Below are 24,508 nucleotides of genomic sequence, written 5' to 3'. Positions count from 1 at the left end.
AATGCGACGTGGGCGGGGTTGACCGTATGGTCGGCCCCGCCCTCCTTGTTGGAGTGAGGCCTGCACTGGCGTGTTGCGACGATCCCGCAAGGGCACTTGTGAAGCCGCTTGTGACGGCGTGATGGATTGTTATCAGCTGGGTGAAAAATGCTGAATTTAAACGCATCACATGTTTGACACATGCTGAGAAAATGTCTCATTATCGTGCCCGTTTGAGGGGAAGCCATACTAGTGTTAAACGAGGATTTCGCCACAAAGCAGCGCGCGTTTTCCTTCATCCATTAGTTAACTCAGTGAGGTCCAGATGTCCCATCGAAAGTTCTGCGCGGTGGCGCTGGCGGCTGTCGGCGCCCTGGCGCTGACGGCCCTCGGCGTATCCCCAGCATCCGCCGCAGGGGCTGGCGCGGCGGCCGCGACCAGCTCCCTCCAGCCCGCGACGACGCTCGCCCCCACGATCGGGGTGCCGACGACGGCGCTGTACGTATGGCCGAAGTCGACGGCCGTGGCCCTTGGCCAGTCCTTTACCTTTGATGCGTCCTACGACTCCGGCCCCGCCTATCCCAACCACGTCGTCTGGACGTCCTCGAATCCCTCGGTTGTGACCGTGGATCAGGAGGGCCACGTCGGCACTGTGGGAGTCGGTGACGCAACGATCACCGTGACCGACAAGGACGACGCAACGCTGACCTCCACGGCCGCGGTCCAGGTCCGGGAGGTCTCCGAGGATGTCGGCATCGAACTGTCCGTCCCCGAGATGACGATGATCTTCAACCACGTCGAGTCCGTCAACGCGCTCCTGGCTCCCTCCCTCCACGACGGCGACATCACGTGGAGCTTCACCCCGTCCTCGCTGGGAAGGATCGACGAGGCCAAGAGCCCGACGGCTATCGATCTGGTGGCCTACGAGCAGCCCGGCACCGGCACGCTCACCGCGAAAGTGACGAACTCGTCGGGGCAGACGAAGACTGCGACGATTTCCGTGACCGTCCAGCCCGATCCTCGCGGCGACTTCATCACGGACGACAACGGCGTGCTCACCTCCTACAAGGGTAAGGACAAGAACGTCGTCATCCCCGAGGGCGTAACTGGTATCGGCCCTGATTTCTCTTCCATATCGCTCGACACGGTGTGGGTTCCCGCCAGCGTGCGCTCGATCGACGATAGGGCCTTCTATGGCAGCGGCCTGAAGGAGATCACCTTCCAGGATGACGAGCAACACCCCTCTCAGCTCACCGAGATCGGTGACCAGGCGTTCGGTGGAACGGCTATCGAGCACCTGAGGCTGCCTCGCTCCGTGCGCACGATCTACGAGTCCTTCCAGAACATGGGAAGGGTGAAGACCATCCACCTGGGCCCCAACATTGACGAGGGCCAGCTGACCGATGCGTTCCTGGGTTCCTACCAGCTCGAGGCCATCGAGGTGGATGCGGCCAGTACGAACTACTCCAGCCATGACGGGGTCCTGTACACGAAGGATCATTCGCACCTGGTTGCCTACCCCGCTTCCAAGGCACCCGGTGGGACCTACACGGTCCTGGATGGGACCGACACGATCGAGCGCCAGGCCTTCTATGGCGCGAAGCTGTCGACCCTCACGCTGCCCTCGTCGCTGCGTGACATCGGTGCATGGGCTTTTTCGTATGCGGAGCTGACGTCCCTGACGCTGCCCGATGGTGTTGAAAGCGCCGACACGTGGGCGTTCTCCAACATGGAGAAGCTGACCAGCCTCGACGTGGGTGGCATCAAGACCCTGCCCGACGGCGCGTTCATCTATGCGAAGAATCTGCGCGAGCTGAACCTGCGTCCCGACCTCGGCCGTCTCACGACGATCTCTCAAAACGCCTTCACGGGCGCCGCCCTGACCTCCCTCACCCTGCCCGATAGCGTCACCTCCATCGGAAACTCCTCGTTCTCAAACAACACCTCGCTCACCGAGGTGCACGTGGGAGCGGGCCTGTCCACCATTGGAAACGCGGCGCTGAGTGGGAATACGGCGCTGGCCACCATCACCGTCAACCCCGCCAATGCCTCGTTCAAGGCGGTCGACGGGGTCCTGTACGACCAGGGTGGGCAGCGCCTTGCCCTCTACCCGCCGGCCAGGCCCGGTGCCGAGTTCGAGGTCCCCGCGGGCACGAAGGAGATCGGCTCCCTGGCATTCGACGGGGCCAGCTCGCTCTCCCGCGTCACCCTGCCCGAAGGGCTGACAACCATCGACTACGCGGCCTTCTACGGCTGCACGAACCTGGTGGACATGGACTTTCCCGAGTCCCTGGAGGTCGTGCGCGGCGTTCAGAACACCGGACTGGACACCGTCATCCTGGGTAAGAACACGCGAGAACTCTTCATGCCCACGCGCGAGAACCTGGCGCCCCGTCACCTCATCGTGCGCGGCGGCATCAACGGCGAGTACTACACCGATGGGGAGCCCTCCAACGGGCGCATCGAAACCGCGTTCTTCGGCGAGGGGATGACGCGCGTCGACGTGCGCAGCAAGGGCCCCAGGATCATCGTCCTGCCCTCGACCGTCACCACCTTCCAGCTCGACCCCTTCTCCTCTGAGGGATACAAGTCCGACGCGCAGGTCTACGTGGCCGCCGCCGAGGGGTCGCCCGCCTGGGAGGTCGCGAAGGCTGAGCTGGTCAAGGAAGGTATCGACCTGTCCCACCTGCACGCCTACGTGCCCGCGTCAATCTCGCTGTCCGGCACCGGCATTGACGAGGCCGGGGACGGGGTTCGCTGGAGCGGCGCCGTGGGTGCTCCTGTGCAGATGACCGCCACCGTGAGCGGCGCCATCGCTCAGGGGCGCGAGCTGCGCGTCATCCAGGTCGGCACGGGCGGCGCCGAGACCGTCGTGCAGGACTGGACGGCGATGGGCGGCGACGGTGAGGCGGCCTCGTCCCTGACCTTCTCCTGGACGCCCACCGGGGCTGCCAGGTCCCTGCGCGTTGAGGCCCGCGACGTGACCCAGGTCAGCGCCGAGGTGAGCGTGGCGGTCGAGGTGGGAGGAACCCTCGACGTCAACGCGGCCACGGGCGTTGGCACGTGGAGGCACAACATCTTCGGATGGTGGTACGCCTACGCGGACGGCACCTACGCCCGCAGCACCTCAGTTGTCATCGACGGCAAGATCTACCGCTTCAACGGTGACGGCTACATGCACACCGGTTGGACCTACTACTACAACCACTGGTACTACCACTCCTCCTCGGGCGAGCAGGTCACCGGCTGGGTGCAGGACAAGGACAACTGGTACTACTTGGACCCCGTCACCGGCGCAATGGTCAAGGGCTGGTTCAAGGATGGCTCTCACTGGTACTACCTGGGCGACACCACCGGAAAAATGGTGAAGGGGTGGTACCACGGTTACGACGGTTGGTACTACTTGAACCCCGCCGACGGCATCATGGTCACCGGCTGGGTCAAGATCGGACTGACCTGGTACCACTTCTCCGACACCGGCAAGTGGATCCACTAGTGCCCCGCGCCAACGCATGATCCCAGCGTTGTCACAGGACGCCCCGGTGCTCTGCACAGACTCGATCCCTACAGTAGGTGTCATGACAAGGGAATACGGCACGGGCCACTCGGGCCCGGGAGATGCCGACGAGAATCGTTGTGAGGAGTCATCTGGGAGAACGTGAACTGTGTTGATGGGATACGCCGAGGGGTCGACCGCACGGTCGACCCCTCGGCGTATCTGCGCGCTGGCCACCGGATGGGGTGATCGCGGTGGTCTTCGGGTTATAGGACACTACGTGTTGCTGGTGGGGTGACTTTTCGGTGTGGTGGTGCGGGAAAGTCGGTGTTTTAGTTGATTGGGACCAACTATGAGGATGGGCAAATCGTGTTGGTCGAACGAATTGTCGCTGGGCGGGTGGTTCTGTGCTGACTGTCTGTGTCACCTGGGCCCGAGATGTGGCAGTACTAGCCCGATGATGCACAGCTGGGCCCTATAGGTGGAGCGTGGGCGGCCCTGCCCACGCTCCACCTATCGGGTTAACCTGCGCAGTAAAGGGGCCCAGGCATCCACCTGTACGGCCAACAGCGCCACCTTGAAGCCGGTTATGCCTGTCCGCCACGCGGGGGACTGATCTCTATAACCCTGGTTTTCCGCAACGCATACTGCACAACTGAGAGAAATTGCTGATAATTGGCCAGGCGCGTCACGCGCCTGGCTCGTATCCCACAGTCACGAACGAAGTGAGACTCACATGACCTACCGCCACGCATCGGCACTCGCGCTGATGACCGCCGGTGCCCTCGGCATGTCAACCCTCGCCGTCCCAGCTGCGCTCGCAGCGGACGGGGCAGGCCATGCATCCGTCGGTACCACCGCCTTCGCGCAACCCGCGAACCCGGCCCAGGCCTCGTCGGCCGACGAGCAGGCCACCATCATCGTCCAGCTTCAGGACGGGACCAACCGCGCCGAGGCCCACGACCGCATTGCCGCCTCCGTCGCGCAAGCTCTTCCCGGCGCCACCGTCACGACGCTTCGCGAGTACAGCCATGCGATGGACGGCTTCGCGCTCCAGGCGCCCGCCTCCACTCTCGGCGCCATCCAGGCCACCAGCGGCGTCAAAGCCGCCTTCGCCTCGCGCACCATCGCAGCCATGGCGGAAGGGGAGGAGCCCGCCGGTGTCCCCGTCCTCAAGAACGCCGCCGCGCTCGAAATGACCCGCGCCAACCAGACCACCCACAAGGGTGAACACCAGGTCATCGAAGTCATCGACTCCGGACTGGACATCACCCACCCCGCTTTCTCCGGCGCCCTCGATGCCTCCGCCATCCGCATGAACCAGGCGGACGTCGCATCCCTGACGCCCAGCCTGCCCCACGGATCCGCCGGCGCGTGGGTCTCCGACAAGATCCCCTTCGCCTACGACTACGCCGACAACGACGCCACCGTCGTGCCCACCTCCACCAAGGACATGTCCCACGGCACGCACGTCGCCGCCATCGCGACCGCCAACGGCGGCGAGGTGCGCGGAACCGCGCCCAACGCCCAGCTCATCGTCGCCAAAGTCGTCCACGACGCCGACGGCGCCATGTCTGACGACGCCCTGCTGGCCGCCCTCGACGACGCCCTCATCATCAAGCCCGACGTCATCAACATCTCGCTGGGCGACGACTCCGGCATGAGCAGCGAAGCCGGCTCGATCTTCGCCGACGTCTACAAGGCGCTCGCACACGCCGGCATCACCGTCAACGCCGCGTCCGGCAACGCCTTCTCCAACGCCTACGGCAACAACTCGGGCCAGAACAAGCCCTTCGCCTCCGACCCCGACACGGGCACGCTCGGCGAACCCGCCTCCTACAAGTCCAACCTGGCCGTCGCCTCGGTCGACAGCCAGGACACCCTGCCCTACGTGCGCCTCGGCGACCACAAGATCCCCTACGCCACCGCCATCGACGGCAACGGCGAACCCGTGCCCAGCCTGCGCGACATACCCGAAAAGACCTACCGGATCGTCCACGCATCCTTCGGCGGAAGCGACGAAGTCCAGCGCTACTGGGAAACGAACCGCTACGACCTGTCCGACGCGATCGTCCTGGAAGACAAGGGCGGCATCGACACCCACGGCGACATCCCCATGACCGACGAGCTCAAGGCCGAGAACCTGCTCAAGGCCACCCCGCCGCCGGCCGCCCTGATGATCGCCGACACTGAGGAGTCCAACACCCCCTACCAGGCCATCACGGGGGCAGCCCGCGACCTGCCGACGGTGACCATCACCAAGGCGAGCAAGGACCTGCTCGACGAGGCGGTACGCGACGCGAAGGGCGGCGACATTTACGTCACCGTCACCCACTCGGGCATCGTCCTGGCCTCGCCCAACCCCGCCGCCTCCGAGTTCTCCGCGTGGGGCGTCTCCCCGGACCTGACCCTCAAGCCCGAGGTTGCAGCCCCCGGCGGCAACATCACCTCCGCGATCCTGGGAGGCGAGTACGCGAGCCTGTCCGGCACCTCGATGGCCTCCCCGCAGGTCGCGGGCATCTCCGCCCTCGTGCGCCAGCGCATCGCCTCCGACCCGGCCTTCGCGAGCATGAGCGCCGCAGACAAGAACGCGGTCGTCACCAACCTCATCATGGGAACCGCCCACCCGCTGGTCGACATCGAGCTCGGGGACGGCACCTTCTACTCCCCGCGCAAGGTCGGCGCAGGTGAGGTCGACGCGGTGGCAGCCACGACCTCGTCCGTCTACCCGAGCGTCGTTGGTAGCGCCAACCCCTCGCGCCCCAAGGCCGACCTGGGTGACGGCACCACGGGATGGACCTTCCAGGTGCAGCTGACGAACCTGTCCGCGCAGGCCCACACCTACACGCTCGGCGGCCAAGCCCTCTCCGAGGTCGTCGAGGAAGGCCTGTTCATGGAGCACTCGCAGAACTGGGCGGGACAGGGCATCACCCTGGCCTTCTCCTCAGACTCCGTGACGGTCCCCGCCTCCTCCAGCGCCACCGTGACCGTCACCGTGACCCCCGAAGCCGAGTTCGCCTCGTACGCGTCGGCTCATGCCCCCGAGGGGACGTTCATCGACGGGGCCATCACCTTCACGAGTGCCGATGGGGCCCCCGACCTGACGGTTCCCTACCTGGGCTTCTACGGGTCCTGGGGCGCGCCCGCGATCTTCGACGAGTTGTGGTCCGACGAGGAGACTCGCCCCGCGCACGTCTACCGTTCCGCGCTGATGGACACCGAGACCGAGATCCCGCTGGGTGGGCTCAACCCCCTGGCCGAGAAGCAGGACTACAACTCAGTCGTCACCGTCGACCCGACGCGACTGGTCGCCTCGCGCTCGCAGGCCCCGGGCGCGCCCAACACGATCGCCCCGCGCACCGGCATGCTGCGCTCCGTGCCCCGCATGAACGCCACCTACACGAACGAGGCCGGGGTGAGCGTGCGCTCCTACGAGCTGACCCGGGTGCGCAAGTCCCTGTACGACCTGGAAACCGGCTACACCAAGCCGGGCGAGTTCACCGGCGAGGACCCCGTGTTCGACGGTGTGGACGAGGGCGGCAAGGAACTGCCCGACGGGCGTTACACGCTCACACTCGAAGCTGCCACGGACGGCCCCTCGTCCACCACGCAGCAGATGCGCTACGAGTTCACGCTCGACACCCGCGCACCCGTCATCTCCAACGCGACGGTCACCGGCGACGAGGGTGCGCGCACGCTCTCCTTCGACGTCACCGACGCCTCGCCGCTGGCCGGCATCGAGCTGCGCGCTGACGCCGACGGCGCGTGGTACTACCGCCAGCTCCTTGAGGGCGACGGCGAGATCCAGGCCGACGGCTCCCACCGCTACCACGTCAACGTACCCGTCGCCGACCTGAACCGTGCCTGGGCCGAGAAGGGCAACGAGGGCGCGGCCCCCGTGTCCTCTCACCTGATCGCCTGGGACTGGGGCCTGAACCCCGCCCAGCGCGAGGTGACCCTGGACGGCTCGCCGATGCCCGATCCGGAGCCCGCTCCCGAACCCGCGCCGAATCCCACCGTGCCCGCCGGCACGTGGGTGAGCGACGCGCAGGGCTGGTGGTACAGCTACGCCGATGGCTCCTACCCGAAGGGCGTCACGCTGGCGATCGACGGCGCCACCTATCGCTTCGATAGCTCCGGTTACATGCGTACCGGCTGGGTCAAGGAAGCTGGTTCCTGGTTCTACCACACCCCCTCGGGCGCCCAGGCCACCGGTTGGGCCTCAGTTGGAGGCACCTGGTACTACCTGGACGCGACCACCGGCGCCATGCGGACCGGCTGGTACTACGACCGTGGATCCTGGTACTACCTGCGCCCCGCCGACGGCGCGATGGCAACGGGCTGGGTGCGCGACGGGGCCGCGTGGTACTACCTGACCCCCGGCCGCGGCACGCTCGCCACGGGCTGGGTGTTCGCCGGTGGATCCTGGTACCACACGGATCCGGTCAGCGGCGCGATGACCACCGGATGGCTGGTCGATCGCGGAAGCTGGTACTACCTGCATCCGACCAGCGGCGCAATGGCGTCCGGCTGGGCCAAGGTGGGCGACGACTGGTTCTACTTCAACCCGGTGCGCGGCACTCTAGTGACGGGCTGGATGCAGATCAACGGCACGTGGTACTACTTCTCTGATTCCGGTCAGTGGCAGCGCTCAGCGAGCTAACCCCACAGGCCGCCTGCAAGGCTCGCGCCCCCGGACAATAGTCCGGGGGCGCGAGCGTCGTCACTGTCATGGCTGGTCGAAATCGCCGCCTCGGGCAATAGTTTGTCGATGTGATACCGCTCCCGCGTGGTGCCCCTCGAAAATCCTTGTAAATTGGAGGAGGTGTCAGTTTGTTGGAAAGCGAAGCGGGCGTGACTATATGGCAATCTGTGTGCCTAAACGTTGTCGGAAGGCGTGTCTAGATCCTTCTTAAAGCCCATCATGTCAAGCATTATCACTTATCGAATAAGCTCATAGGTCCTATGATTGACATGTGAGAATCACATCGGCGCGATCCTCGCATCCACCCAATTGTCGATCAAGTGAGCCACAGATGTCCCGACGAAAAGTCTCGGCACTGGCGCTGATAGCGGCAGGTGCCCTCGTAATTACCCCGGTCACAATCCCAACAACACACGCAGCAACCGTCAACGAAGACGCAACGCATCACCACAACTTCGCCCTGCGCGACGACGCGCAGTCCGGCGACGACCCACAGTCCGGCAACCCGCAGGACGCCACCACAGCCTCGGACGTTGACGAACACGCCAACGACGACACCCCAACCACAATCATCGTCCAACTCGAGGACGGCGACGTCGGCATCCCCTGGGACCAGCGCGTCTTCGGCCTGAGCACGGACACCAAACACAAAGAAATGCGGGCGCGCATCGAGGCATCGGTGACCCAGTCCGTACCCGACGCGACCGTCACCGTTCAGCGCGAGTACATCCACGCCCTCGACGGCTTCGCGCTCCAAGCCCCGGCCTCGTCCCTGCAAGCTATTCGCAACACCGAGGGCGTTAAAACCGCCTTCGTTGAGCAGACGTACGACCCAGCGCCGATCAACGAGGAACGCGATGATGCCGAGGCGATGACCGCAGCCCTGAGAGCCGCCGACCCGACCCTGCGCAACTCCTCCTCGCTCGAGATGATCCGAGCCAACGAAACCGCCTACAAGGGCGACCGCCAAGTTATCGAAATCATCGACAGTGGGGTTGCCACATCAAACCCGGCATTCGCTGGTTCGATGGATGAGGTTGACGTTCGCCTGAGCGAGCGCGACGTGGATGAGCTGAAGAAGAAACTGAGTCACGGACGCGACGGCGAATACATCAACAAGAAGTTCCCGTTCGCCTTCAACTACGTGACCAATACCACCATGGTTGATCCCATTGTCGACTATCACGGTAGTCACGTCGCTGCCATCGCTGCTGCAAATGCGCCCGACCTGCAGGGAGTGGCCCCCAACGCGCAGATTATCGTTGCAAGGGTGGGCTCCGGCTTGCACTCGGGCGACATCGTCGATAGCGCGATTCTGTCTGCCCTCGATGACGCCATGATCCTCAAGCCCGACGTCATCAACCTGTCCCTCGTGAATCGAGGTGGCATGAGCAGTGAGGCAGGAAGCGTGTACGATCACGTCCTCAAGGCTCTCGCGGAACAAGGGATCAGTATCAACGCATGTGCAGGAAACGAAGGATCTGTTGCGCACGGATCCTACATGGGCCTCCCCACGCCGTACGCGAGCGAACCGGATACAGGAACAGTGACCGAGCCGGGATCCTTCAAGCCGTCGCTGACTGTCGCTTCCGTCGACAACGTGGTGGCCCTGCCGTACCTGACTGTTGGCCAACGAAACATCTTCTACCTCGCCTCCCGGGACCAGTACGACCGTACGAGGGCCGACTTGCGCGCCATCCCAGAAGGCACTTATCGCGTGATCTACGCCGGGTGGGGTAGCGAGGAAGACCTTGACCACCTCGTTGCAGCGCATCCCGGCGACCTCTCCAACGTTATCGTCCTCGAAGATCAAGGACTGAACTCCCAATATGGCGCCGGGATAAAGACAACCGATCAGGCGCGCAATCTCGAATCTCTCGGATCCAAACCAGCGGCCCTCATCCTTGGCGACACCGAGCCGGGAGCGCTTCCCAGCGTCGCAATGGTAGACGACACCGTGAGCCTGACGACCGTCAGCATCACGAAGAAGGACCGCGACGCCCTCGTTGAAGCGATCAACGCCTCTGCCACGGGGAGCATAGAGATAACCTTGACGCACGCGGACCCGCGTCCGGCTACCTCCACGCCGGTGGTGTACCCCACCTCCTCCTGGGGTGTCTCCCCGGACCTGACCCTCAAACCCGAGATCACCGCACCCGGCGGCAACATCTTGTCCGCTGGAATCGGGAAATCCTACGACTACATGACCGGGACCTCGCAAGCCACCCCGCACGTCGCAGGCGTGGCAGCCCTGCTGCGCCAGCGCATCGCATCAGACCCGCTGTTCGCGCGAATGAGCTCAAGTGACAAAGATGCGGTCGTCACGAACATTCTGATGGGAACAGCGCATCCTCTCCCAGACGCAGAACAACTCGACGGCACCTACTACTCGCCTCGCCGAGTCGGCGCTGGCATCGTCGACGCCGTCGCGGCGACCACAACCGCCGTCTATCCAACCGTGGAAGGAGCCCTCGACCCGTCGCGCCCGAAGGCCGACCTCGGGGACGGCACGCAGGGATGGACCTTCAAGGTGACGTTGACAAACCTGTCCTCCGAGGAACACTCCTACCGGCTCGGCGGGCAGGCCCTTTCTGAGATCGTTGAAGATAAGTACTTCAGACAGCACTCGAAGAACTGGGCGGGGCAGGGCATCTCCCTGACCTTCTCGGCGAACACGCTGCGCGTGCCAGCCAAGTCCAGTGCCACGGTGACCGTCACCGTCACCCCTCAAGCCGAGTTCGCCTCGTACGCGAACTCGCATGCGTCCAAGGGCACCTTCATCGACGGCGCCGTCACCTTCACGAGCATCGACGGGCAACCCGACCTCACCGTTCCCTACATGGGGTTTTACGGCTCTTGGGGTGACCCCTCCGTCTTCGTCTCGCCTGGTGATAAGGATCATCAAGCCAGTTCGTCGCTGATCAACCTGTCGACGTCAGCTCCGCTCGATATGCCGCGCCAGGGCCTCAAGGGTGCACGCTACGTCGTCTCGCGCTCAACGCTGGCGGGTGCTCCGACTAAGGTCGCGCCTCGCACCATCCTTCTGCGCAACGTGCCGACCATGACCTACACCTATAAGAATCATGAAGGCGCAACGGTACGCTCGTACATACGTGAACGTGCGCGTAAGTACCCCTTCGAGGGCAAGGGGCAGACACAAGATCTCCTCCGCCCGGAAGGCTTCGACAGCCCGGTGTTCGACGGTCTTGATGCCAACGGGAAGGAACTGCCCGACGGCAACTACACGCTCACGATCGAGGCGGCTACGGATGGACCTTCTCCCACCGTGCACAAACTAGAGTACGAGTTCGCGCTTGATACCCACGCTCCCGTCGTGACCAATCTGGAGGTCACGGGTGAGGGCGACAACCGCACGATCATCGTTGACATCACCGACTCCTCACCCCTGGGCGGATACGGATTCTCCGCGACCACCGAGAGCGAACCCTTCTCCCCGGTGACGGAGGGCCTCACGGATGAAGCCCAGAGTGACGGCACATACTCCAGCCACTACGAGATCTCCTGGAAGGACCTGCCCGAGTCGCTCAGAGCCTCCAACCCAACGGCTCTGACCTTCTACGCCTGGGACGCGGGCAACAACCGGACGACAGCGCAGGTAAGTTTTGCGGGGATCCCGATGACCTCGCTGTCCCTGATACCGGAGTCATCCTCGCTCGTCGTGGGACAGAGTATGGTCATGCTGACGAACTACGAGCCTCAGAATGCGACCATCACCGACGTCGTCTGGTCCTCCTCGAACGAGGCCGTGGCCACCGTCGACGACCAGGGACACGTGCGTGCCGTGGGAGCGGGAAGCGCAACCATCACCGCGACCGACGCTTCCCAGCCGAGCGTGTCCGCGAGCGCACAGGTCAGTGTCCGGGCTGTCTCCTCGTGGACGGGCATTGAGCTGTCGGCGGCGTCGATTACTCTCGCCCCGGGCGAGTCGGTGCCGATCGAAGCGTTCCTGGCCTCCACCTTCCGGGGACGGCCCGTCACGTGGACGCTGGAGCCCTCCTGGCTTGGGACCGTTCAGCCGAGCTCGGATACTCTTCGGGCAGACGTCACCGCGTCGAGCCGGGAAGGAACCGGCACGCTGCGCGCGACGGTGAGGACCCGGTACGGGCGGGCGCGGACAGTGTCCATCCCGGTTGAGGTCAAAGCCGATCATTCACGCGACTTCATCATTGACAGTGACGGTGTTCTCACCAGCTATGAAGGGGCCACATCAGACGTTGTGATCCCGGATACTGTCACCGCGATTGGGAGCTCGGCCTTCTCGAAGGCTGGCTCGCTGATTCGCAGCGTCCATGTCCCCGCGAGCGTGACACAGATCCGGGCGGATGCCTTTGCCTCCACCAGCCTGTCCTCTGTTACCTTCGAGGACACGCGAACGCGTCCCTCGCAGCTGACGTCGATCGGGGACAGGGCATTCGCCAGGACTCAGCTCACGTCGATTACTCTGCCTGGTGCGGTGACGACGATCGGTGAGGGAACATTTTCGGGTAGCGCATCCCTGACGAGCATCGACGTGGATCCGGTCAACACGGCGTTTGAGAGCATCGACGGGGTGCTCTTCAGCAAGGATCACTCACTCCTGATCAGGTTTCCGATGGCGAAGCTGTACGGAGGGGCATATACAGTGCCCGAGGGCACGCTCGAGATTTCGAGCCGTGCTTTTGACGGCTCGATGATCACCTCTGTGACGGTGGCTGATTCGGTGACGACGATCGGCAAGGAAGCATTCGCGGACTGTCCGCCTCTGACAAGCGTTCACATTGGTGCATCCGTGGCATCCTTCGATCCGTCTATGCTCGCTAACGATGGGGCTGTGTCCACTCTGACCGTCAGTGCTGACAACGCGCTTTTGTCCGCCGAGAACAATGTCCTCTATGTGCGTGAGCCAGACGGCCTGCGACTGGTGTATTTCTCGCCAGCGAACGCCGTTACCGACTATTCGGTACGGGCAGGCACGGTGGCAGTGGGGGCGAGGGCCTTTGCGAATGCCGCCCATCTGCAGCGCGTGGTTGTGCCCGAGGGGGTCACGACTATCGATGACGGAGCATTTGACGGTACCAGTTCTCTGACGGAGCTAGTGCTGCCGGACTCGTTGCAATTTGTGACGAATCTGGTTAACACAGGGCTTGAGGCGGTCGAATACGGCGGGCAGGTAAGGAGTATCCGCTCCACAGGCTATGCCAATGCTTATGTCCCCCGCGTCGTCGTGCGCGGCGGCGTCGAGGGCGTTTACTTCTCCGAAGCGCGAAGGGGAGAGGGCGTACAACATGCCAGCGCATATTTCGGTGAAGGGATGAGAGACATTAGTTTCAAGCAAGATAATCCGGATATCTTGGTGGTGCCCTCTACTCTGACTCAGCTCACGCTTGGTTTTATGAGAGTCGGCGGTGGGACTCCCGACCTCGACATCTATGTTGCCGCAGCCGAAGGGTCTGAGGCCTGGAAGGTCGCGCAGGAGGCGGCCGACTACATCTATCTTGAGCCAGGGCATATGCACACGTATACGCCAGCGGCAGTGTCGCTGTCCGGCACGGGCATTGCCGAGGCCGGGGCAGGGTATGAGCTGACGGCGCCGACGGGCGCTCCTGCTCAGTTCACCGCTTCCGTGACCGGCGGTGTCCCGGGCACCTACCAGGTACGCGGGACGCAGGTGGGAGCCGATGGAGTCGAGAGTATCGTGCTCGATTGGGCTGATATGTCGACCGCGGCTGATCGGGCCGATGCAGCATCGGCGACTCTCACGTGGACCCCACCGAACGCGAGTACGACGCTGCGCGTCGAAGTGCGTGACGTCACTCATCTGCGCACTCCGGTGACGCTAGCGGTTAAGGGTGGCCCGAGTCCCGAACCCACGCCGGAACCAACGCCGGATCCCACTCCCACGCCGACGGTCGGTTCGTGGACGTGGAGCGGCGGCTGCTGGAAGTTCGCCTACCCGGACGGAACCAGCGAGCGCAGCACCACGACGAGCATTGATGGCTCGGTGTATCGATTCGATGCCAGCGGATGCGCACGGACCGGGTGGGTCAACGAGGGAGAATCGTGGTACTACCACTCCTCGACGGGGGCCCAGCAGACCGGATGGCTGACCTTGGGCAGGTCCTCGTACTACCTGGATACCGCCACCGGTGTGCGGGCCACGGGGTGGACGAAGATCGGGAACTCCTGGTACTACTTCACCCCCAGCACTGGTCAGATGGCCACCGGTTGGCTCAAGGATGGCAGCTCCTGGTACTACCTGCAGCCGGGCAGTGGCACCATGGCAACGGGTTGGGTGCGCATTGGAGGGAAGTGGTATCACTTCTCCGCCAATGGAAAGCTCCTGTAGTGCCCAGGCAGTGGCGATAAGCCGCGTCCAACGCTCGCGCCCCCGGACTATAGTCCGGGGGCGCGATCCGGATAAATCCCAGGGTTTTCTCAGGTTGCCTCGGGGATCCCACAAGGTTGGCCTCCTAGAGTAGACGTCATTACAAAGGAATACGGCACGGGCCAATCGGGTCCGGGAGATGCCGACGAGAACCGTTGTGAGGAGTCATCTGGGAGAACTCGCACTGTGTTGATGGGATACGCCGAGGGGCTGACCGCAGGGTCGGCCCCTCGGCGTCTGCGCGCGAAGATCATCCGCGTTGTTGCCAGCTGACCTGTTGCTGTCCTCGCCTATACGTATGGGCCTCGAACGGTTTGCTGGCTCTTCGCATTTTAGGGTGTGGGAGGTGTTGGAGTGGGCCGGAGTGTAGGTGGTGGCGTGGGCGGCGTGCCCATCCTGCCACCTGTAGGGTCCAGCTGCGCATGGAGGGGTGTGGCGGTGAGTGGTTCGGTGTGCCAGTTCCGCGTTTGTTCTTGTTTCTTGGGGCACTGCACCCGATCCGTAGGCAATGCACCTCTTCTGTTCGGGTGCAGCGCCACGTAACGGGTGCACCGCCACATAACGGGTGCACCGCCACATAACGGGTGCACCGCCACATAACGGGTGCAGTGCCCCTTATCGGGTGCAGCGCCCCCGTGCTTGTGGCGACTGTCGGGGTTGTGGGGGTCTTCTGGGCTTGAGTTGTCTTCCGGGCTTGGGGCACTTCGTGGGGTCATTGTGGTGCCTCATGTTGTGGTTCCTCAGAAATGTCGCACGTAATTCCCCGACATGTATTTCAAACATTGAAATCGCATCGTTGGAATTGCAACGTTTTGGGGTGCTGCAGAAAGTTCGGGCACCCGAATTACGTGCGAGTTTTGGTTGATGAGGCGCCCAAGGCGAACTCCTGTGTTCGGTCATCGTCCCACGACACTGTCCACAATCCCCGGGACGCTTCGAACACCACCCCCACACCCCACAATGCGAAGAGCCGGTTTGCTTCGTGGCGTGCGCGTCATGCAACACAACGGGGCGCGGCGAGCTCTCGAATGAGAACTCGCCGCGCCCCGGCCTCGTCAATGACGGTGACAAGGCGAGCAATTCAGAGGCGCTCAACCCCCGCGTCCCACGCGGCGCGCATGGGGTTCGCGTCGGCGACCAGCTGATCGAAGCGCAGGTCGGCAATGTCGATGACCTCGCCGAGCGCGAAGCGAGCCTCGCGGGCGGGGGAGTGCTCGACGCGGCGCCAGCCCGAGGACAGTAGGTGCTTGCGGTCCACCACGTTATCCACGCAGATGACCAGGGGACGGCCAAACTTCTCGCGGTAGGCGGCCGTCAGGGCGCGCAGCTCCTCGGCCTCCTTGTCCGTCAGGTCGCCGACGGACAGGTTCGAGGTGTCGGCCAGTGACTGATCGTCGCCCTCCCCGTCGAGAATCAGGGAGACGACGTCCGTGTAGGACGCGATGAGTTCCTCGGCTTCCTCAGCCGTCGCCGCCAGCACCACGTCCTCGAAGGAGGAACGCAGCTCGGTCACGGTTGCGAAGGGACGCGCCTCCCAGGCGCGCTCCGCCGGCCAGGTCTGCGTCGTGAACATCTGCGAGAACGTCGACACGAACGTCTCACGATCCATCGCGTTGACGTCGTCCAGGTTGATCTTCTTGCCGTCCACGACGGCCACATCCGGGGATTCGGGGCGGCCGATGTGGAAGAACAGGAGGTTCAGGATGATGGCCGTCAGCGAGCCGATCGTCACGCCCGAGCCGAAGATGATCTGCAGCCAGGAAGGCATGACGGTGACGATGCCGGGCTTGAGGGTGACCAACATCGCCAGGCCGATCGACGTGGAGACGATGACGGCGTTGCGGTTGTCGCGCAGGTCGACCTTAGACAGGGTCTGGATGCCGACCACGGCCACGTTGGCGAACATCGCCAGGGACGCGCCGCCGATGACCGGCTGCGGGATAGCAGCGACGATGGCCCCCGCCTTGGGCAGCAAGCCCAGGAAGATCATGAAGACGCCGGCGGCCGTGACGACCCAGCGGGACTTGACGCGGGTTAGGCGCACCAGGCCGACGTTCTGCGCGAAACACGTGTAGGGGAAGGAGTTCAGGACGCCGCCCAGCAGGGTCGACAGGCCGTCGGCGCGCAGCGCGTTGGCGATGTCGCGAGGCGTGATGCGCTTGCCCACGACCTCACCGGTCGCGAACACGTCACCGGTTGTCTCCACGGCGGTCACGGCCATCACGATGATCATCGCGAAGATCGCGGTGAGGGAGAACTTGGGAATGCCGAAATAGAAGGGCGTGGTGATGCCCAACCAGGTGGCCTCTCCTACGCCCGAGAAATCGGTCTTGCCCATCGCAAAGGCGACCGCGGTCATGATGAGCAACGCCAACAGGACCGACAGGGTCCCCATGAAGCCCTTGAAGAGGCGCTGGATGATCACGATGATCGCGATTGTTCCGAAGGCGAAGGCCAGGGCCTCGAAGGTTGCGGTTGCCTTGGCGGCGTCGTCGCTGGCCCTGTCGGCCCAGGCGACGATGTCGCCGGCGGAGACAGACAGCAGGGTCGTCCCCATGACGGTCAGTAGGGTGCCCGTGACGATGGGCGGGAAGAACCGCAGGAGCTTGGCGAAGAAGGGGGCGACCAGGAAGACGATGAGGCCGACGGCGATGATGGAGCCGTACATGGTGGCCAGGCCGGTCGTGGGGTCTGCGCCGGGCGGCGTGGCGGCCGCGCCGATCGCGATGAGGGGGGAGACGGCGGTGAAGGTAACGCCCTGGATGAGGGGGAGCTTCACGCCGATGAAACGACCGATGCCTGCGGACTGGATGATTGTGGCGATGCCACAGGTGAGCAGGTCGGCGTTGATGAGGTGAACCAGCGTGTGGTTATCGAGCCTGAGCCCGGAGGCGATGACGAGCGGGACGACCACGGCGCCCGCGTAGAACGCGAGGACGTGCTGGATGCCGAGAACTGTTAGTTTTCCGATGGGGGGAACTTGGTCGACGGGATGGGGAGCGGACGAGAGGCGAGATGCCATGCGTGTCTCCTGAACCTATATTCATGTGTGAAGGGATGCCTTCAGCGTCGGTATCGAGAAGGCATGATTATCGTAAAACATTACGTAGGGGAGCGGGGCTTATGCCCATGTGAGGGACTCGTGTGGTCCCGAGGCCGTGGCTGGCTCGTCGGGATGAGCGTCGGGTGGGAGCCAGGTTTGTCATCGCTGTGCCGACGGCGCAAACGCGGGGTCCGTGCACGCCTGGCGTTACCGAAAAATATGCCGGTAATGGCGTGTTTGAGGATGCGCGGGTGCTGAACAGCTGGAAAGTTTGTGTGATCTACATAACAGAAATGGACGTATTTGGGCTGAAAATCGGGAATTTTTCGTGAAATCCGCGAAATATGGCCCTAAACTCGGCGAAATCGCCAGAGATTTCGTACTGTTTCATTCGTGGCCACGAAAGTGGTAACCAAAGAACGAACAGGAATGAGGTTTCTCAATGTCCGTGAACCGTACCGAGCTTGTCGCTCAGATTGCCGAACGTGCCGACCTGACCAAGGCGAAGGCCGACGAGGCCCTGGCCGCCTTCCAGGCCGTCCTCGTTGAGTCCCTGGCTAAGGGCGAGGCCGTCAAGGTCACCGGTCTCCTCTCCGTCGAGCGCGTCGAGCGCGCCGCCCGCACCGGCCGCAACCCCCGCACCGGCGAAGAGATCAAGATTCCCGCGGGCTACGGCGTGAAGCTCTCCGCCGGCTCCACGCTGAAGAAGGCCGTCTCCAAGTGACGCGCTGACCCACAGCAACACTGCGGGGCGCGACCGATCGGTCGTGCCCCGCACGCATGCGCGCCCTGTCGCGCGTACACGTTGCCCCCGGCCCGAAGACTCGGGCCGGGGGCGTCCCTTGGAGTTCGCATGAAGGACTATCTGCTTACGCTCCCACCTCTTCCTTCGGTCGGATCTGAAGCAGCGGGTGGTGGCAGGCCACGCGATGACGCTCATCCGTCAGGACTGGCTGGACCTTGCACTCCTCGCCGGCGAAGGGGCAGCGCGGACGGAAACGGCACCCCTCGGGCGGGTTGACGGCGCTAGGAGGCTCGCCCTCCAGCTTGATTGTCCGCTCGTCGTGGGAGTGCTCGGGGTCGGGCACGGGGATCGAGTCGATGAGCGCCTTCGTGTAGGGATGCTTCGGGTTCTCGACCACCTCCTTCGCCGGTCCCTCCTCGACGATGCGACCCAGGTACATGACGCCGATACGGTCCGCCATGTACTGAACCACCGCCAGGTCGTGGCTGATGAACAGGTAGGACAGCCCGAGCTCAGCCTGCAAATCCTTCATGAGGTTGAGGACCTGCGCCTGGACGGACACGTCCAGTGCCGAGACCGGCTCGTCCGCCACGATGAGGTCCGGCGCCAGAGTCAGCGAACGAGCAAAACCGATGCGCTGGAGCTGGCCGCCCGAGAACTCGTGCGGGTAGCGATCCAGGATCTCCTCGGTCAGGCCAACCTGCTCGATGATATCCATGATGCGCTCGGCGATCTGCCGCTTACTACCTGTCTTTTGGATGCTCATGGGCTCGGCGAGAATCTGGTCGATGCGCATGCGCGGATCCATCGCCGCGTAGGAGTCCTGGAACATCATCTGCACGTCGCGGTGAATGCGCACTGCGTCGCGGCCCTTGAGCGTGGCCAGGTCGCGCCCTTCCAGCTCAATGGCACCGCCCGAGGGCGGCTCGAGACCCGCGATGAGGCGGCCCATCGTCGACTTGCCACAACCGGACTCGCCCACCAGGCCGTAGGTCTCGCCCTTGCGCACCGTGATGGACACACGGTCCACGGCGGAGACGACGCCCTTGTCGCGCTTGAAGAAGCCGGACCCCGCCGACTCGTACTCGCGCGAGGCCTCCTTGACGTCCAGCAGAACATGCGAGGACACCGTCGGGACGGTCTGTGCCACGGCCTCGTCCCCGGCCTTGTCCGCGTCAAGCTTGGCCTGCAGATCCGCAGGGGACTCGTCGCCATCCTGGACGGGGTGGAAGCACGAGAATGAGTGCGTGCCCTCCGCGGTCAGGTCCGGGTAGCGCTCCAGGCACTCCGGGGTGGCCCACAGGCAGCGCTTGGCGAAGCGGCAGCCCACCGGCAGGTTCGTCAGCGACGGGGGAGCACCCGGAATCGAGAAGAGCTTGGTGCCCGCTGCCAAAGCACGCTCGGGCAGGGCAGCCATGAGCGAGCTCGTGTAGCGGTGCCTGGGCTCCGTGAAGAGAGTCTTCGTCGGGGCCGTCTCCACGATGCGCCCGGCGTACATGACGGCCACGCGATCCGTGTGACCGGCGACGACGCCCAGGTCGTGGGTGATGAGGATGACGCCCATCTGGTACTCGTCGCGCAGCTCGTCGATGAGATCGAGGATCTGCATCTGCGTCGTCACGTCCAGAGCCGTTGTGGGCTCGTCCGCGATCAGGATGCGCGGCTTGCACACGAGAGCCATGGCAATCATGACGCGCTGACGCATACCGCCCGAGAGCTGGTGCGGGTAGTTGTTGATGACCACCTCGGGGCGGGGCATGCCCACGCGTCGAAGAATCTCAACGGCGCGCTCAAGCGCCTCCTTCTTCGAGAGCCCCTCGTGCACGCGCAGCGGCTCACACACCTGCAGGCCGATCTTCATGGTCGGGTTCAGCGAGGTCAGCGGATCCTGGAAGATCATGCCGACCTTTGTGCCGCGCAGCTTGCGCTTGTCCTTCAGGGGCAGTTTCGTCAGGTCCTGACCGTCCAGAATGATCTGTCCGGAGGAGACCCGGCCCCCTTGGGGGAGCAGTCCCATGAGGGACAGCGCAGTCATCGTCTTGCCGGAGCCAGACTCGCCCACGATGCCCAGGGTTTCGCCCGGGTTCACGTGCAGGTCGACGCCGGAGAGTGCGTGGACCACGCCGGAGCGGATCTCAATATCGGTGTGGAGGTCCCGGATGTCCAGGAGCGGAGTGTTAGCCATAGTTCTTCTCACCTCTTGCGCAGTCGAACTTCGAAGGCGTCACGCAGGCCGTCGCCGATAAAGTTGAACGACAAGACCAGGATGATGATGAGGACGCCCGGCGGGTAGAGCAGCCACCAGTTGCCCGAGTACACGTGCGACTGGCTGTTGGAGAGCATGGCTCCCCAGTCGGTAGCGGGAGGCTGCGCGCCCAGGCCAAGGAAGGACAGGTAGGCGACGTAGAGGACTGCGTCGGCGACCTGGAAGGTCGCGTTGACAATGACGGTACCAATTGTGTTACGCACGATGTGCGTGCGGATCGCCCGGGGCATCGACCCGCCCATACCGCGCATCGCGACGACATACTCGCGGGTGCGCAGGGACAGGGCTTCGCCTCGAATCAGTCGGGACGTGCCCAGCCAGGACAGCGCCGACATGATGATGATCAGGACGGGGACCGTCGGGGGGACCATCGTGGCGATGAGCATGAAGAGGAACAGGACGGGCACGGACATGAGCGCGTCAACGATACGCATCATGACTGCGTCGACCCAGCCTCCAATAAAGCCCGCGATCGCGCCGTACAGGGTACCGATCGTGGTCGCGATAATGCCGGCGAAGAGGCCGACGATGATCGAGGTCTGTCCGCCCTTCATGAGGCGGCCGAGCTGGTCGTATCCGACCATATCGGTGCCCAGCGGATGCTCGGATGAGGGAGGCAGTGCCGAGATCGACAGGTCGGTGTGAACCTGATCGGTCACGTAGAACATGGGGCCGATGAAGGAGAAGGCCAGCAGGATCAGCAGCAGGAACACGCCGAAGACGGCGAGCCTGTTCTCCATGAAAACCTGCAGGCCCTGGAGCTTCGTCGACTTGCGGGCTGTGCGCGCCTTCGCCGGCGCGGCGGGGGTTGCGGTTGCTGTGGTCATTTCGATCGTCCTGCCAGTCGGATGCGGGGATCAGCCAGGGCGTAGAGGAAGTCCGCCAGGAGTGCGCCGATGACCGTTGCGAAGGAGACGATCAGGGCCACGCCCAGGAGGATCGGGTAGTCGCGTCGGCCGGTCGCCTGGTAGTAGAGGTAGCCCATGCCGTTGAAGTTAAACAGCGTCTCGATAACGAGGGCGCCACAGAACATCGCGGGAATGTACAGGCCGATCATGGTGATGACGGGGAACATGGCGTTGCGCAGGGTGTGCACGAAGACCACGCGGAACTCCGATAGGCCCTTGGCGCGCGCGGTGCGCACGTACTGCTCGTTGAGGTTGTCCACCATGGAGGAGCGTACGTAGCGGGCGTAGGCGGCGATCGTGCCGACCGAGAGCGCGCAGACGGGCAAAACCAGGTGATCCCACTGCTCCCACATAACGGACAGGTTCTGGCCCTGCGGAGCGTCATTGGGAAGGATCGGCCACACCTGAGAGAAGAGGACGATGAGGATCAGGCCCGCGAAGAAGATTGGCGTCGAGTAGGCCAGCAGACACGCGATCGTCACGATGTAGTCCGGTGGTTTGTTTCTCTTCACCGCCTGCCACACACCCAGGGGAATAGCGATGATTAGGGCGAGGATGGTGGACAGCAGGGAGAGGAAGATGGTGCGCGGGAGGCGGGCGGCCAGCAGCTCGTTGACGGACTGGTTGTGCTGGTAGGAGTAGCCGAAGTCGCCATGCGCGATCTTGTTGAGGTAGGTGACGTACTGCTCGGGGATCGGTCGGTCGTATCCGTTTTCGTGGTCGAAGGCCGCGAGCTGTTCTTTCGTCGCGTCCTTGCCCAGGGCCGCACGGGCGGCACCGCCCGGCTGGGACTGGAGAAGGACGAAGGTGATGATGGTGACCAGGAAGACGACGACGACTGCCTGGCCGAGGCGTTTGAGGATGAATTGCAACATTGCGAACTCCACAGTAAGGGGGCAGGCGCCCGCGCGCGAGAGCGGGTGCGGGCGCCTGCCCCGTGAGGCGGTGGGATGAGCGCTTACTTAGCCTCGTCGGTCTTCCACGACCAATCCTCGGGCCAGGTGTCGCCCGTTGCGTCGAGCTCGCCCAGGTTGAGCGTATTCTTCACAGCGGTGATCTGGTAGTACGGGTTGGGCATCCACAGAACGGGGAGGTCCTCCGCGAGGAAGTCGTTGTAGGCCTGGAGAGCGTCAGGCTCGGAGGAGCGGGTCGACTCGACGATCAGCTTGTCGGCCTCGGGGTTGGAGTACTGGCCGAGGTTGACGGGGGCGTCAGTGGCGAAGAGACGCTCGCCGGAGGCGTAGATCGGGAAGCCCCACGAGGTCTGGGAGCCGAAGAAGGACAGGTCCCAGGTGCAGGGGGACTCGTCACTGCATGCCTGCGAGGCACCCACCGAGTCCGGAACCTCGCTCATATCGATCTTGATGCCAAGCTTGCCGAACTGGGAGATGATCTCCTCGAACATCTGGTGCGTGGAGACGAAGCCAGACTGGGAGACGAGCTTGAAGCTCAGCTTGTCGCCGGCCTCGATGCCCTCGCCGCACTGGCCCTCGCCGGTGCCGGGGTTCTCGCAGGTGCTCTCACCGTCGGGCACGACCTTCCAGCCGTGGTCCTCCAGGAGCTTCTTGGCAGCATCGGGGTTGAAGGAGTAGACGCAACCCTCGGTGGTGCCGACCTTATCCGCTGCCATGGGCACGGGGCCACACGTCGGGGAGGCGGTGCCGGACCAGATCTTCTGAGACAGGGTCGGCTGGTCGATGAGCTGCTGCATCGCCTGGCGGATGTACTTCTGGTTGATGTACTTCGAGGCGGGAGCCTGGGGGGCGAAGTTCAGCGCCAGGTAGGTGATGGAGTTGCCGGGCCACAGGAAGACGTTGTAGCCCTTGCCTTCGACGGTGGAGCGCTGGTTGTACTGCGCGGCAGGGATGTAGCCGAAGTCGATGGAGCCCGAGCGCACGGAGTTGAACTCGGCGTCGTCACCGGTGAAGGACTTGTAGATCAGAGCGTCGATCTGGGGCTTGTCCTTGCCCCAGTAGTTCTCGTTGGGGACGAGAGTCAGGCCCTGTTCGGGGGTGAATTCCTTGAGCTTCCAGGGGCCGTTGACGGTCTGCCACAGCGGGTTGTCGGCGTAGGACGACAGCTTCTTGGCCTCGCCCTGCAGGTAGGCGAAGACAGCCTGGGCGCCCTCGGGGGTGCGGTCCATGTCGGAGACGGCCTCGTCCGCGCTCGACTTGTCCCAGGCGTGCTGGGGGAGCAGGGCGACCTTGTTGATCTGGTTGTCAATGAACCAGGCGGGGGCGAAGGAGTCTTCGGTCGTAATGGAGAAGGTGTGCTCGTCCTTGATGTCGAGCGTGGCGCCATCGGGGAAGAAGCCCTCCTTGTAGGAGGCCCACTCGTCCTTGTTGTTGGTCACCAGGTTCCACCAGAACTCGATGTCGCGCGTGGAGACGGGGGTGCCGTCGGACCACTTGGCGTCATCGCGCAGCTTGATGGTGTAGGTCTTACCGTCCTCGGAGACCTCGGGAACAGTGCCCAGAGACTTGTCCAGGTTGATCTTGTAGGGGGTTTCGGAGGTGGACTTGTAGGCGAAGAGAGGGCGGTACATCGCCTGGATGAACTGGCCGTTCTCGCCCTGGGTGTAGCCCTTGGCTGAGATCGGGAAGATCCAGTTCGGAGTGCGCGAGGCCATGGTGACCTCGTTCTTTCCAGTCTCTGAGGTGAGGGTGCCGCGGTTGGTGCTACAGGCGGACAGGCCCATGGTCGCAACCATGGCGAGAGTCGCGCCCGCGGTGATCCACCGCTTCGTGCTGAGCTTCATGACTACTCCAAATCAACGTTGATCAGGGACTCTGAGGGAGTGTGGTCCCACCAGATGGTGTCCATCATATGACAGTTTCGCACACTGTGTCGCCATAATGAGAAAAATATTGAATGTTACGAAAAAATAACGGCGACTTTCGAAAAAAGAAGTACGAAACTTTCGTTATTGAGGCATAATTGTTTCTGTCCTCAACGCTGAGCACAGGTAACACAGCGGTTAC

Annotated in this window: 9 protein-coding genes; 4 read left to right on the top strand and 5 right to left on the bottom strand. The window is 63.6% G+C overall.

Annotation, left to right across the window (positions count from 1 at the left end; all coding sequences use genetic code 11):
- The first annotated feature begins 304 nt into the window (after positions 1-304).
- The 3 genes from O3669_RS04065 to O3669_RS04055 all read left to right on the top strand — a co-directional run bounded on the left by O3669_RS04065 (position 305) and on the right by O3669_RS04055 (position 14,526).
- Positions 305-3,475: a leucine-rich repeat protein gene (locus O3669_RS04065; RefSeq protein WP_371523745.1), complete on the top strand. Its 3,171-nt coding sequence runs from the start codon at positions 305-307 to the stop codon at positions 3,473-3,475.
- A gap of 736 nt (positions 3,476-4,211) precedes the next feature.
- Positions 4,212-8,138, top strand: a complete 3,927-nt coding sequence (locus O3669_RS04060; RefSeq protein WP_371523744.1) for a S8 family serine peptidase — start codon at positions 4,212-4,214, stop codon at positions 8,136-8,138.
- 373 nt (positions 8,139-8,511) lie between these two features.
- On the top strand, positions 8,512-14,526 hold the full coding sequence (locus O3669_RS04055; RefSeq protein WP_371523743.1) for a leucine-rich repeat protein: 6,015 nt from the start codon (positions 8,512-8,514) through the stop codon (positions 14,524-14,526).
- 1,120 nt (positions 14,527-15,646) lie between these two features.
- On the opposite strand, the gene O3669_RS04050 is transcribed toward O3669_RS04055, so the two are convergent.
- A complete protein-coding gene (locus O3669_RS04050) occupies positions 15,647-17,587 on the bottom strand; it encodes a solute carrier family 23 protein (protein ID WP_314768423.1) in 1,941 nt (646 codons plus the stop codon).
- 463 nt (positions 17,588-18,050) lie between these two features.
- On the opposite strand from O3669_RS04050, the gene O3669_RS04045 reads away from it, so the two are divergent.
- Entirely contained in the window at positions 18,051-18,332 is a 282-nt protein-coding gene (locus tag O3669_RS04045) for an HU family DNA-binding protein (protein WP_003790058.1), read from the top strand.
- Positions 18,333-18,477: 145 nt separating this feature from the next.
- Here O3669_RS04045 and O3669_RS04040 read toward each other — a convergent pair whose 3' ends face one another.
- The 4 genes from O3669_RS04040 to O3669_RS04025 all read right to left on the bottom strand — a co-directional run bounded on the left by O3669_RS04040 (position 18,478) and on the right by O3669_RS04025 (position 24,285).
- Complete coding sequence (locus tag O3669_RS04040; protein ID WP_371523742.1) at positions 18,478-20,538, bottom strand: dipeptide ABC transporter ATP-binding protein; 2,061 nt, start codon at positions 20,536-20,538, stop codon at positions 18,478-18,480.
- 8 nt (positions 20,539-20,546) lie between these two features.
- The gene (locus O3669_RS04035) at positions 20,547-21,446 is read right to left on the bottom strand and encodes an ABC transporter permease (protein ID WP_371523741.1); all 900 of its coding nucleotides are present in this window, start codon (positions 21,444-21,446) and stop codon (positions 20,547-20,549) included.
- Positions 21,443-22,402, bottom strand: coding sequence for an ABC transporter permease (locus tag O3669_RS04030; RefSeq protein WP_315282877.1), 960 nt, complete (start codon positions 22,400-22,402; stop codon positions 21,443-21,445). The genes O3669_RS04035 and O3669_RS04030 overlap by 4 nt, the downstream gene beginning before the upstream one ends.
- Before the next feature lie 83 nt (positions 22,403-22,485).
- Positions 22,486-24,285, bottom strand: a complete 1,800-nt coding sequence (locus O3669_RS04025; protein WP_295921284.1) for a peptide ABC transporter substrate-binding protein — start codon at positions 24,283-24,285, stop codon at positions 22,486-22,488.
- Between the last annotated feature and the right edge of the window lie 223 nt (positions 24,286-24,508).

Origin of the sequence: Pauljensenia sp. 20925_1_34, from assembly GCF_041432775.1 — a bacterium.
GTDB lineage: Bacteria > Actinomycetota > Actinomycetes > Actinomycetales > Actinomycetaceae > Pauljensenia.
The sequence above is the reverse complement of the archived record's forward strand: the minus strand, read 5'-3'. Positions and strand labels throughout refer to the sequence as shown.

Excerpts from the sequence above, each read along its gene's own strand:
- O3669_RS04040 (WP_371523742.1), bottom strand. The coding sequence starts at position 20,538 with ATGGCTAACACTCCGCTCCTGGACATCCGGGACCTCCACACCGATATT.
- O3669_RS04060 (WP_371523744.1), top strand. The coding sequence starts at position 4,212 with ATGACCTACCGCCACGCATCGGCACTCGCGCTGATGACCGCCGGTGCC.
- O3669_RS04025 (WP_295921284.1), bottom strand. The coding sequence starts at position 24,285 with ATGAAGCTCAGCACGAAGCGGTGGATCACCGCGGGCGCGACTCTCGCC.
- O3669_RS04045 (WP_003790058.1), top strand. The coding sequence starts at position 18,051 with ATGTCCGTGAACCGTACCGAGCTTGTCGCTCAGATTGCCGAACGTGCC.
- O3669_RS04055 (WP_371523743.1), top strand. The coding sequence starts at position 8,512 with ATGTCCCGACGAAAAGTCTCGGCACTGGCGCTGATAGCGGCAGGTGCC.
- O3669_RS04065 (WP_371523745.1), top strand. The coding sequence starts at position 305 with ATGTCCCATCGAAAGTTCTGCGCGGTGGCGCTGGCGGCTGTCGGCGCC.
- O3669_RS04050 (WP_314768423.1), bottom strand. The coding sequence starts at position 17,587 with ATGGCATCTCGCCTCTCGTCCGCTCCCCATCCCGTCGACCAAGTTCCC.
- O3669_RS04035 (WP_371523741.1), bottom strand. The coding sequence starts at position 21,446 with ATGACCACAGCAACCGCAACCCCCGCCGCGCCGGCGAAGGCGCGCACA.
- O3669_RS04030 (WP_315282877.1), bottom strand. The coding sequence starts at position 22,402 with ATGTTGCAATTCATCCTCAAACGCCTCGGCCAGGCAGTCGTCGTCGTC.